We start from the raw sequence: 11,700 nt of genomic DNA, 5'->3' as shown, positions 1-11,700 counted from the left end.
GGCTGCCGCAAGTGCCTGTGCCTCGGCGGGCTCGCCGCCTAGCTGACGCATCAGTACACGTACGATTAAATAACCGGTCACCACAGAAATAATCACTGAGAGCGCCGCCATTATTAATAAAATAAACGCTGTACGTGTCGTGGATGCACTATTCTCAGCCATCGTATCCTTGCTGAGTGTCATTTCGATGTTCGTTAGCGCATCCAGCGATCCCATTAATGCCTGTTGCGCCGGTCGCGCAGTTTTCATGAGGTAAACCGTTGCTTCTTGCTGACGGTTATCGAGTCCCATTTGACCTGCGATCATTAACGTCTCCATCGCGGCGCTCTCAGAGGCAACGACTTTTTCAAGAGCCTCCTTCCCGTGAGAGGAAACATTGATCCTCATGCTATCCACCAGCTCACGGCGCTTCTCAATATAATTTTTCTGCTGCGAGATTAATCTTTGCCATTCAGGCTGCATTTCTACGGGATCGCTCAGTAAAGCCAGGTTGCGAACGGCAATGGCCATATCTCGAGCAATTCCCCGCATATCCTGAACCAGCGTAAAGCGCTTCATCTTGTTATTGACCGTATCTTCCATCCCATCCCGCGCCTGCCATAATGCGTTCAGAGCAATCCCCGTGCACAATACGAAAAGAATAATGAGCAGACTGAAACCCGCAGCCAGACGTGTAGATATTTTCATTTATAATTCTCTTAAAGTTCAAGATGCTTTGCCGAAGAAGAGGAATTATAGACAGTGAAATTAACCCTGCCTGCGCGACAAATTAATAAGGGCTTCACTCAAATTCATCACGCACGGAAAATATAAGAACTGCTTGAGTTATCACGGATTACTTAAGTTAAATTTGGCATTTTTAAATGCTTTGGATTAATTTAACTCCGTAAATAACTCAATTTAAATTAACCTTTATTTTAGGGAAAATATTTTATATTTTTTTAGTTACATTATTTTAAAAACGAAGCGTGTTTTAAAAACACGCTTACTTCGAGAAAATTTAACTTATGTTACGCTCTTACCATTACTCAGATTGGATTGAAAAGGAAACGACAGCTTCCTGAAATACCAGCAAACGCCATAATCATACTGAAAGTCTGTCCTATTTTGTCCTCACCGTGGTAACGGCGACCGGCATGCCCTCCTCTGGCCAACTTCATCACATATTTGAAGATCATGCTAAATGGAAAAGAAGTTGAGCGCCAAAGAGAGCATGTGAAACGGGCTGGCTTAATCTCACATTGGCAGCGTATCAGGTTGGAAAAATTGATATGACCCATCACGTCGTGCTTTAGCCTGATACATCGCTGTATCGGCATTTTCAAATAAGGTTTTTACCGTTTTTGTCCCAAATCGTGCCAGGCTGATGCCAATCGATGCGCCGATCTTTACTTCTACGCCATTGATAGCAAAAGGATCTTTCAGGCCGTCTATGAGGCGCAGTGCAATACCGGCTGCAGCATCATGACTACTGCACGTTGCTGCCACGACAAACTCGTCTCCTCCCTGGCGTGCTAACGAGTCGCCCTGGCGCATGCAACTTTGTAGCCGTTCGCTTACCTGCTGCAGCAACATATCCCCTATTGCGTGCCCCATCGAATCGTTAACTGCTTTGAATCCATTCAGATCGATAAACAGGACAGTCGTATACGCAGGATCTTCTACGTGCGTAAGCATGGATTGTACTTTGTCGTTGATCCAGGCTCGGTTTGGCAGTCCGGTTAAGGTGTCGCGGGTCGCGAGCAGCTCAAGCATCAACATCTTTTCTTTATCACGGGTGATGTCACGCGAAACCAGCACTGCTCCGATATTTTTACCTGTAGAGGGATCGCTTACGCCGCAGGCCTTAGTGCCAAGTGTAATGTAGTGACCGTTACGATGCCTTTTACGCACCTCGACGACGTCTGGTAACTCAGCACCGTTGAAGATATTTGCCAGAACTGCCGCAGCAGGCTGCTGATCGTCGATATGCAGGAAGTCCACCACCAGCTGGCCCACCATTTCATCGGCTGACCAGCCTATCATTTCGCTATACGAAGGAGAGATCGAAACGTACCGACCATCCGCATCACAGTGGGCGATCAGATCAGTACTGTTTTCAATCAACAAACGATATTCTGTCGCCGTGCGCAGCGCGTCCTGAAGGGCTTTGCGCTGTCCGGTAACATCTAAAACGAAGCCGCTAAACTGTGTATGAGAATCACCTGGTTGGCATGCCGGCAGACCTGAAACAATCACATGGCGCATCGTTCCATCCAGACACTTGATCGGCACCTCTATATTAAATGGCGTCTTAAACTCTAATGCCGCTGTCAGCTGCATCGCGATTTTTGCATCTTCCTCTACCAGCGCAAGGCTAAGCCACTCACAAAGCGTTATGCCTTTAAGTAGTGGCAATAAGCCTTCAGGGCTTTCCTGGCTGGCAATGCAAATGCCCCGTGCATCCGTCGACCAAACGGCAGAAAGTGTGGGTTTGATCGCGATATTCATGCTGGTGATTCCGTTGTTTGCCGATGATGCTGAACACATTTATTTCTGCTGCTAAAACCCATCAGGTGCTAAAAAAGTGCCTGATAATGATAACGTCAAGTTTTCCATCGCAGAGCTGCCAGAGCCTGTTATCAGGCATCTTAGGGCCGCAAAAGCTGATCTCTATTTATCGGCTGATGAGTTCAGGATCTTTAGTGACCCGCATTAAACATCGCCGACCTCGACACGGCGTTTCGCTTCGTGCTTTTTATCGAGCAGGTATTATCCAGCGACATCTGATGCTCATGCCATACGCGTGGGCGCGACTAAAAATGCATAGGCAATATTCACCGCTCCGTCTTCAGTCGGGCAAATATAGGTGAGTATTGAGTCATCACACTTTGCTTTCTTCTCATCGCTCTCAGAGCTGTAAACACATGACCTGCTTCGTGGTTAAAGTGGATCGTGCAGTATGCATGTCGGCTTCTCGCCAACAGCGGACATAACAGCATGCCGGTATTAAGTCACTTGAAGGGGCAAAATTTGATTCTGGCCTCGATTTTTACCTATCAAAAAATTAGGTTGCCTATCGATGCACCGCCATCAACATATAAGGTTTGTCCTGTTATAAAGGCCGCATCCTCCGACATCAGAAAGGCAATTGTTGCAGCGATCTCAACCGGTTGCCCAAACCGTTTCATAGGTACACCCGCAAGATAGCGCGCCTCACCCTCACTTCCTGACGGATTGTTTGCCCTGAAAAGTTCGGTTTCAGTAGGACCGGGCGCCACGGCGTTCACGGTAATTCCGGTCTGAGCGAGTTCCAGAGCCCAGTTACGGGTGAAGCTAATCAAGGCCGCTTTAGCTGCGGCATACGCGGTCCGCTCAACGCTGCCCAGCACGGTAAGACTGGAAATATTGACGATCCTTCCCCAGCCCCGATCCTTCATTCCAGCCAGAATAGCCTGAGTTCCCTGTATCGCCGGGAAGAGATTGACGCGCATCACATCGTCAAACTGGGTTAAATCGATTTCACCAAGGCGCTTTCGGCAAGATAAACCAGATTAGCGGCGGATTCGGTCAGCACACGCTTCCCGGAACCGGCATCCGTATCGACAAGCACTGGGACTTTGCCGTTAGGATTAAGGGTGATGAATTCAGCCGATTTCTGCTCTCATTTACGCACATTCACAGCGTGTAAAATATAATCAAGACCGAGTTCTTCCAGCGCAATCGGCACTTTGATGCTGTTAGGCGTAGCAAATGCATAGATATCTATCATGATCCTTTCCTGGTTTAAATTACCGCCGGGCCATTCCCGAGGTGCTGTGCAAGATATTGGCTGGCACGTCACGGGAATGGTAGATATCCTGCCGGGATAACAACTATTCTTCAGGGGAATGAGATGGATCGCTTTCAGGCTATGGCCACGTTTATTCGCGTAGTTGATACAGGGTCCTTTTCAGCTGCGGCCAGACAGCTCAACATCGGTCAACCTGCCGTATCGAAAATTGTGGCTCAGCTAGAAGCCCGCTTACACACCAGTTTGTTGACCCGTTCAACCCATGGCCTGACACCAACCGAGGCAGGCCAGCGATTTTACGAGCGGGCGCGTCTCGCCTTGCAGGAAGCAGACGAGGCTGAACTGGCCGCCAGAGGCGCGGGAAAAGGGCTGTCCGGAAAATTACGCATTTCAGCAGCCACCACGTTCGCGAGGCTGCATGTCATTCCTCAGCTTCCACGTTTTCTTGGGGAACACCCCGAATTGGATGTGGACGTCATTCTTGATGACCGGGTGATTGACCTGATTGCCGAAGGTGTTGACGTGTCGTTAAGGATGGGAAACCTGCCCGACTCTACTGCCGTAGCCCGTAAACTGGCGACAAGTCCACGATCCGTTATCGCCACGCCAGACTATCTTGCCAGCAAAGGGGAGCCCAGCACGCCAGCCGAACTGGCAGAACATGATGCCGTTCTTTATAACCCTCAGCCAAGCCTGTGGTCATTTACCCGTGAGGACGCGGTTATTCCCATTTCTTTGAGAGGGCGCATTCGAGTCAGTGCCGCCGAAGGTCAGCGCGCTGCCGTGCTCAGTCATATGGGATTGTGCATTGCTTCTGACTGGATGTTTGCAGGGGAACTTAAAAGCGGCGCGGTCAGAAAAGTGCTAACGGCATGGCAGCTGCCATCCATCGATTTGTGGGCCGTGTTCCCTAATGGCCGTCTGGCAAGCGCCAAAGCACGACAGTTCGCCGGCTTTGTAGAAACCATCATGGCGGAAAAATAGCTATAGCTATTCCTTATGGGAATAGCTGTTATCTAATCATGAGGCGATCCCATTTTAATGGGAATGGAATAGTGTTGTTTCACGGCCAGCCACTCCGGGCTGGAAACAACAAGGATCGCCTCCATGACAACGTTTGACTCTTATCGTAATGCCTTTGCCAATGCCCGCCTGACGCGCAAACCCAATGGCGTACTGGAAGTCCAGTTCCACACAGCCGGTGAAAAACTGGTTTTTGATGGCCACACCCACGAACAGTTTGTTTCCCTTTTTCACGCCATCGGCGAAGACCGTGAAAACCGCGCGGTGATCCTCACCGGCTCAGGTGATGCCTTTATGGACGCCATCAGCCCGGAAGGGTTCGATTTCTTCAGTCCGCTCGGTTTCGATAAAATCCTGCGTGAAGGCAAAAAGGTGCTCAGCAACATTCTGGATATCGAAGTCCCGATGATCACCGCGTTAAATGGCCCGGTGCTGCTTCATAGCGAATATGCCTTGCTGACCGATATCGTACTGGCAACTCCAGAGACGGTTTTCCAGGATAAACCCCATTTCGAATTCGGTATTGTTCCCGGCGATGGCGTTCACATTTTGTGGCCAGAAGTCATTGGCTCAATCCGCGGTCGTTACTTCCTGCTTACCCGTCAGGTGCTTGATGCACAGACGGCGAAAGAGTGGGGGGTCGTGAACGAAATTGTTCCCGCAGACAACCTCCTTGCTCGTGCACATGAAATTGCTGACGGTATTGCCGCCCTTCCGCCGCTGACCTCGCGTTATACCCGTATTGCACTGACTCAACGCCTGAAACGACTGTTAGAAGAAGGCATTGGTTATGGTCTGGCCCTTGAGGGAATAAGCGCGGCCCAGGTTGTACACACCATGGCTCAGCAACAGGCCTGATGGCTAGCCACCACCGATAAAGTAAACCACTGAACTTGATAATGACCATAACGAGGAACTCCCTGTGAACAGGAGCTCTTCCTCATTGCGAGGGGAATATTATGAAGACGTTACTGTTACCTGTTTCTGCTGGAAAATTACAGCTGAGTCACCGCGTGGTGATGGCGCCCACCACGCGCATGCGAACCGTAAAGGGCGGTATCCCGGGCGAATTAATGATTGAATACTATCGCCAGCGTGCAAGTCAGGGAGGACTACTTATCGCTGAAGCAACCGCTGTGTCTCCCTTTGCTAACGCTTATGAAGATGCTCCGGGTATTTTTACTGATGAACAACAGTCGGGCTGGCAACGATTAGTCGAGGCGGTACATGCTCGTGGCAGTCAAATCGTACTTCAGCTTTGGCATCCGGGCCGCCAGTCGCTGCCTGAATTGTCAGCAGGCCGCCAGCCCATCGCCCCTTCTGCGCTGATCGCCAGAGATACCTATGGCGTGGTTAAAAATCCCCAAGGCGCGTATGAGGGCAAACTTTTTCCTGAGCCCCGTGCTTTAGAAACGAGTGAGATAAAAGGTCTTATGGATGAGCTGCGACAGGCCGCCCTTCGAGCCAAAGCCGCTGGATTTGATGGTGTCGAGTTGCATGCAGCCAATGGCTATTTACCTGAACAGTTTCTGCTGGATGGCAGCAATCAGCGCACTGATAACTACGGTGGCAGCCTTGAAAACCGTGCGCGTTTTTTGCTGGAGTCAGTGGAAACACTCAATGCCGTGTGGGGGCCGGGACGCGTTGCCTTACGTATTTCACCGAGCGGTATCTATGGCGATATGCATGACAGTAATCCCACGGCGACTTTCCGCTATCTGGTCGAGCAATTGAACCCGTTAGAGCTGGCCTATTTGCACATTATTGAACCCCGTATCGTCGGTCCAGATGACAGGGAGTCAGGACATTATTCCGAACCGGTCGCAAGCCGAGATTTGCGTGCTTTTTATCAGGGAACCATTATTGCGGCAGGCGGTTTCAAGCCGGATAATGCAGAAAGTATGCTGCAACAGGGTGACGCTGATCTAATCGCCTTTGGTCGCCTTTTCACTTCAAACCCCGACTTGCCAGAGCGTATTCGCCATGCATTCCCATTGACCGCATTTAACCGCGACACCTTCTTTGGCGGGGACGCGCGAGGTTATACCGATTTTCCTGCTTATTCCCCTTTACCGCTGTAAAGGGTGGTTTGATTGCATCGACCACATGTGCTTTAGAACCATAGAAAATTTAGTCATTATTGATGATCCGGTACGCCAAACTAATACCGGATCATTTGTAATTTAAAATCGACATCAACTTTTTAAAGCTGAGACGTCCGCTTTTCGCTCAAAGCGGGCTTTGACTCGCGCGCCTGTTTGCGTTGTGCCAAAGCGGACTTAATTTATTTTAAAGATTAACTAACCGACAATTCGCAAAACCTATTTGTGCATAAACCCCGGCAGAATCAATTTGCTTTTCTCTCAGCCCGCTATCCCTTCCAGCGTGACCGATGCTCCGCCGCAAACAATGACCAGTACGTTATCAGCAGCGTTAAACCTGATTTTACGGTCGTACAAGAGTGAGAGTGACACGCCGCATGCTGGCTCAGTAAGTACTCGATGGTCATCGAGAAAGCGCCGGCAGGCTTGCAACGCTTCCTGGTCGGAAACCAGCATACTTCTGACATCCAGCCGTCTGGCCACATTGAAAACATTTTCGCACACCTGACTTGCGGCCAGCGTCGTGGCTATGCCGCTGACCTTATCAAGACGCACCAGCTTACCGGCATTAAGCGAGGCGTGAAGAGAGGCCGTGCCGTGGGTTTCCACGGCGTAAAGCGGAATATGGCCAAGCTGATGTTTCTCCAGCCCCTGAGCGATGCCGGACAGCATGCTTCCGCCACCAGTGGAAAGGATCACCGCATCAGGCTTTACCCCTTCGCTGATGACCTCATCCACGATTGTGCTGATGCCCTCCCATAAAAGTGGATGATCAAAGGGATGCACACAGATGATGTTATCTGTCGCCAGTGACAGGGCGTAGTCGTTCGCCTCACTCCATACCTTCCCGTGCACAATAAGCCTCGCGCCTTCCTGCTCGATAAGCTCTTTTGCCCTGGCAGACGTGCTTTCTGGCACCACGACAGTGACCGGCAACTCCAGTTTGCGGCCGCAATGTGCCACCGCTATGCCTGCATTGCCGCCAGATGAACTGATGAAGGCTGTTGCGCCCCTTTCCGCGTAGTGGCGACAAATATTCTCCGCGCTCCTGAGCTTGAACGATCCCGTCGGCTGGGAAGATTCCATTTTAAGCCAGACATGGCATTCGCAATGCTGACTTAAAGGCAGTGAATGTATAAGAGGAGTCCGGATACTTATTCCCATGAGTGTGTTCCTTATGATTTCTTTTCCTGATAAAAGGGAGCGTTTCAGTCTGAGAGACAGATTTATCATAAGGGGTAAGAGCGTGAAGGGATGGATACAACGTCTAACGAAAGTACTGGTTACAGTTACGTCCTAACAAAGTAATGGTTCGTCCGCTTCTCGCTCATAGCGGACCTTGTCTAAGACGCACTTCTGCTTCGTGCCTGAAGCGGACTTTAAGCACCTTAGCCGCCCTGAGGGCGGCTCTCAGTCTCAACTCATTTCTCAGAGTGAAAGGCCTAGTCAGGTGCTGTCGCGAGCGACACAAACGGGCCAGCTAGTGTGACGTTGTGGTGGCTGATGATTTCATTTGCGGAAAGGTAATTGTTATCCATTGTCGTGTGCGCATCTGAAATCAGCACGGTACTGAATCCCTGTTCCGGTGCTGCGCGGCAGGTAGTGTCCACACAGAATTCTGTTTTCATCCCGGCGATAACCAGTTCCTTAACACCTCGCTGGCTGAGCTGATGCTGCAGGTTCGTATCCCGGAAACAGTTGGGGTACTTTTTGATAAACACGACATCGTGCTCAGCGTTCACATTCATTTCGGGTATCAGTTGTGTCAACGGACTTTGCTCAGAGAAGTGAGAATCATCAGGTCCGGTGTGGCGGGCAAAAAATACGGGCACCTTAGCCTGCCTCGCTTTTTCAATCAGCAAGCAGATGTTAGACAGAACCGAGTCGGCAAAATACGGTGAGGCGGGGCCACGGAAAAGTCCCTGCTGCATATCGATAACTAAAAGCGCATTTTCAGATGAAATCATGATGTATCTCCATTCAGTAAGTCATGAACGGAGAAATTTTCTTCCCCGTCCGGTTTGGCGGGGAGTCAGAGTCTGTTTTGTCAGGAGCCAGTCACAGATACGCCCACGCCGCCGAAAGTTCCGGTGGTGGTAACGGTTGTAACTGGATGAACTGACTTAATCATTTTCTGACTTTCTCTTATGGGTTGGGTATCAGGAACAGGAAACACAACGAATCCAAAAAAACTGCTCTTTTCTTTTAGCACTGAGATTTACCGGATTCAACAAATATGTTTCCTCAATATTGCCGAGCTTTGTTGGCACCCCCTGCCCCGCAAAGGAAAGCAATTTGGCTTCCGCTTCTCGCTAATATGGGACATTGGCCTGACGTCATTACACTTTTTGGCAGAAGCAGATATTATCTGAGTTATGCAGTTTCACCTGGCTTAGCTCGTCTATTTATCTCATTGCATCTTATAACAGGTTAATGCTGTTTATCAGATAGCAACGGCTTCATGAAACTGCGTTCGTGGCTAAGGATGAACTTTTTGTGGTTAGTTTCATCGAAAAGTTTGACACATTCAGCCTTACTTAAAGTGGCTACTCTGTATTCTTCATACTGCGCAGGGGGCAGTAGCGGCCTGGATCAAAATGGCTCACCTGCGAAATGGCGACTATCTATTCCAGTCTCGCGTTGGCTCATAACGCCACATCTCAACCCGGCAATATAACCGTATTTTTCACGGATGGATTGAAAAGCTCGATCTCGACGATTCGCTTTACAGCACGCATTCTATGCGCAGAACTAAACCTTATCTTTTCTACAAAAAAACAAAAAATCTGAGGGTAATCAAGCTTCTGTTGGGCCATAAAAAACTCGAAAGCACAGTTCGTTACCTGGGCATTAAAGTGGATGATGCCCTGGAGATATCTGAATCGATTGAAGTCTAACTAGCGAGAGTTGCAACAGCAGCCCTGTGCCAGAAGCGGACGTTGATGATTTATTTATATGCACTGCTGAAAAAAAGTCCCCTAAGCCCAACACATTCAATCCTCACTGGCTTCATGATTAACAAGACGCGCACGGCAGACATCCAGAATTTCATCAGCCAGAGCGGAATTATCTGGGCAGGCACGAGACAACACCAGTGCACCCACAAGATGGGCGATGGTATCTATCAGGTCAGCGCGCGTGCCATTTTCAGTTCCTAAAACGGCGAGTTGGCGTTCAAGTCCGGCGGCAAATGTCGCCTTGATTGATTCAGACTGACGGGATGTATCGGTGCCCAGTGCTGACATCACGCACCCTTTTCCCATATCATCGCGATGTTGTCGGGAGAGATAGTATTCAATAAATTTTTCCCGGTCCACACCTGCCGTGCTTTCTGCAGAACGCGTAAATCCGCAGCTCATCGCTTCCGCCATCAGGTCTGCCTTTGAACCAAAGTGCTTGTAAAACCCGCCATGGGTTAAGCCTGCCGCTGACATCAGTTCCGCCACGCCCACGCCATCGTAACCGCGTTCGCGAAAGAGTTCTGAGGCCGTTTCAACAATGCGTGTCCGGTTTTCCCGAACCTGCTCTTTCGACACTTTCATGCTTTCCTGCCCCTCTTAAAAATTGAGTTTAAGTATACATTGATGATGACCGTAATCAAACGAGTTGACATTATAGATTATGATCATCATCATTATATTGACACCTTAACCCACCATTAACGGGCGAATAAGCATGACGAATCAGACATTATTTCAACCCTATGAACTTGGCTCACTAACACTGGCCAACCATATCGTGATGGCACCGCTGACACGTAACCGGGCCGGAGCGGGCCTGATACCGGGCGAACTGGCGGCGACCTACTACGCCCAGCGTGCCACAGCAGGATTGCTGATCACTGAAGCCACGCAGATCTCCGCACAGGCGCAGGGCTATCAGGATACGCCGGGGATCTACACGCAGGCTCAGATCGATGGCTGGCGTAAAGTGACTGACGCGGTGCATGCCAAAGGTGGGCGCATATTTGTACAGTTATGGCACGTAGGACGAATTTCTCATGTCGATTTACAGCCGGATGGTGCTGCACCGGTCGCGCCGTCTGCCATTCGCGCCGAGACAAAAACCTTTGTGAACAATGGCTTTGCTGATGTTTCTGAGCCACGTGCGCTGGAGTTGCAGGAAATACCGGGGATTATTGACGATTTCAGGACGGCATCGGCCAATGCCATTGCCGCCGGATTTGACGGTGTAGAGATTCACGGCGCGAATGGTTATCTACTGGAACAGTTCCTCAAAGATGGCGCAAATCAGCGAACTGATGAATACGGCGGCTCTGTTGAGAATCGTGCGCGCCTGCTGCTGGAAGTCACGGCGGCTGTAAAAGATGAGATTGGTGCTGACCGCACCGGCGTACGTATTTCACCGGTTTCTCCTGCTAATGCGATTTCGTGCAGTGATCCGCAGCAGCAATATGATTACGTCGCTGACCAACTCAGCGCATTAGGCATCGTGTACCTCCATGTAGTTGAAGGTGCGACGGGCGGCCCGCGTGATGTATCCCCGTTCAATTACGACTCCCTGCGCCAGCGTTTTAAAAACACCTACATTGGCAACAATGGCTATGACCTGGAACTGGCGTCCGCTCAGCTTGCGCAGGGTAAAGCCGATCTGTTCGCGTTTGGTCGCCCATTCATCTCCAACCCCGATTTGGTCGAAAGGCTGAAGACGGGCGCACCTCTGGCCTCAATCAATCCTGAAACACTTTATGGCGGTGGCGCAGCGGGATATACCGATTACCCGTCGCTGACTGAGACCAGTAAGTAAAGCACCGGTGTGACGGTTCTTCATACATCGCACATG

The 11,700-nt window shown here is 50.1% G+C and carries 10 protein-coding genes and 2 pseudogenes; 5 read left to right on the top strand and 7 right to left on the bottom strand.

The genetic code is table 11. The features are described 5' to 3' along the window. The 4 genes and pseudogenes from IB226_RS11800 to IB226_RS23410 form a co-directional block, all read right to left on the bottom strand. Positions 1–687, bottom strand: a 687-nt coding sequence (locus IB226_RS11800; RefSeq protein ID WP_192235563.1) for an MCP four helix bundle domain-containing protein, incomplete at its 3' end; no start/stop codon positions are given. A 549-nt stretch (positions 688–1,236) separates the two neighbouring features. After that, positions 1,237–2,490, bottom strand: coding sequence for a sensor domain-containing diguanylate cyclase (locus IB226_RS11795; protein WP_192235562.1), 1,254 nt, complete (start codon positions 2,488–2,490; stop codon positions 1,237–1,239). Between the two features lie 548 nt (positions 2,491–3,038). After that, positions 3,039–3,473 (bottom strand): SDR family oxidoreductase, encoded by a 435-nt coding sequence (locus IB226_RS11790; protein ID WP_225608268.1) that lies wholly within the window; start codon positions 3,471–3,473, stop codon positions 3,039–3,041. A gap of 17 nt (positions 3,474–3,490) precedes the next feature. Next, positions 3,491–3,628: pseudogene (locus IB226_RS23410) on the bottom strand (hypothetical protein); the annotation flags it as partial. Positions 3,629–3,874: 246 nt separating this feature from the next. On the opposite strand from IB226_RS23410, the gene IB226_RS11780 reads away from it, so the two are divergent. The 3 genes from IB226_RS11780 (at position 3,875) to IB226_RS11770 (ending at position 6,876) form a co-directional block, all read left to right on the top strand. Further along, a complete protein-coding gene (locus IB226_RS11780; protein ID WP_192235561.1) occupies positions 3,875–4,756 on the top strand; it encodes a LysR family transcriptional regulator in 882 nt (293 codons plus the stop codon). Positions 4,757–4,879: 123 nt separating this feature from the next. Continuing rightward, positions 4,880–5,653 (top strand): enoyl-CoA hydratase/isomerase family protein, encoded by a 774-nt coding sequence (locus tag IB226_RS11775; protein WP_110866701.1) that lies wholly within the window; start codon positions 4,880–4,882, stop codon positions 5,651–5,653. A gap of 101 nt (positions 5,654–5,754) precedes the next feature. Beyond that, complete coding sequence (locus IB226_RS11770) at positions 5,755–6,876, top strand: alkene reductase (protein WP_192235560.1); 1,122 nt, start codon at positions 5,755–5,757, stop codon at positions 6,874–6,876. Between the two features lie 282 nt (positions 6,877–7,158). Here the strand turns inward: IB226_RS11770 and IB226_RS11765 are convergent, their stop codons facing one another. Then, positions 7,159–8,061, bottom strand: a complete 903-nt coding sequence (locus tag IB226_RS11765) for a pyridoxal-phosphate dependent enzyme (RefSeq protein WP_192235559.1) — start codon at positions 8,059–8,061, stop codon at positions 7,159–7,161. A gap of 278 nt (positions 8,062–8,339) precedes the next feature. Continuing rightward, entirely contained in the window at positions 8,340–8,864 is a 525-nt protein-coding gene (locus IB226_RS11760; protein ID WP_192235558.1) for a cysteine hydrolase family protein, read from the bottom strand. Between the two features lie 609 nt (positions 8,865–9,473). On the opposite strand from IB226_RS11760, the pseudogene IB226_RS11755 reads away from it, so the two are divergent. Further along, positions 9,474–9,794: pseudogene (locus IB226_RS11755) on the top strand (tyrosine-type recombinase/integrase); the annotation flags it as partial. Positions 9,795–9,890: 96 nt separating this feature from the next. On the opposite strand, the gene IB226_RS11750 reads toward IB226_RS11755, so the two are convergent. Beyond that, on the bottom strand, positions 9,891–10,439 hold the full coding sequence (locus tag IB226_RS11750; RefSeq protein ID WP_192235557.1) for a TetR/AcrR family transcriptional regulator: 549 nt from the start codon (positions 10,437–10,439) through the stop codon (positions 9,891–9,893). A 133-nt stretch (positions 10,440–10,572) separates the two neighbouring features. Between IB226_RS11750 and IB226_RS11745 the strand changes: the two genes are divergently transcribed. Next, entirely contained in the window at positions 10,573–11,664 is a 1,092-nt protein-coding gene (locus tag IB226_RS11745; RefSeq protein WP_192235556.1) for an alkene reductase, read from the top strand. Positions 11,665–11,700: the final 36 nt, after the last annotated feature.

The sequence above is a fragment of the Pantoea sp. PNT03 genome (assembly GCF_014852515.1).
GTDB classification, from domain to species: domain Bacteria; phylum Pseudomonadota; class Gammaproteobacteria; order Enterobacterales; family Enterobacteriaceae; genus Pantoea; species Pantoea leporis.
This window is presented reverse-complemented; position numbering and strand designations above follow the sequence as displayed.